Raw genomic sequence first — 439 nt, forward strand, 5'->3', positions numbered from 1 at the left:
AGTCAGATATACGCGCGTACGCGAGCGAGTCCTCGACTCAGGAGCGTTCAAATCAGCAGACCGCTGCCGCGGGGCAACGAGATCAGCAGTCTGCCCCGGCGCAGTCTGTCAGTTAGGCACAGATGCAAGAAACGGCAGACCGGGAAACGACCGTTGCTGTCCCGAAAACCAGACACATCGCAGCGGAGGAAGGAATTGACCTCAATACCGTTCCCACCGATGAACGAAAAGACGGAGAACCCTTTGTCACGCTCGAAACGGTCCGGGAGTACGCAGAGGCACACCAGCAAGCACAGAAAACGGATCGAGAAGCGGTAGCCAGGAGAGCAGCGACAGACGAGCCAGCGCGCCCGGAATCTCGAAAGCCATACACCGGAATCAGGCAGACGATTGGCTCGGCGATGACGGAGTCGAAATACACGGCCCCGCACGTCACCCA

1 pseudogene is annotated in these 439 nt (G+C 59.0%); it reads left to right on the plus strand.

Annotated features, from left to right (window positions below):
- Positions 1 to 439 (plus strand): annotated as a pseudogene (locus C5B90_RS21155) (2-oxo acid dehydrogenase subunit E2); the annotation flags it as partial.

Origin of the sequence: Haloferax sp. Atlit-12N (assembly GCF_003383095.1) — an archaeon.
In the GTDB taxonomy this organism is placed as follows: Archaea; Halobacteriota; Halobacteria; order Halobacteriales; family Haloferacaceae; genus Haloferax.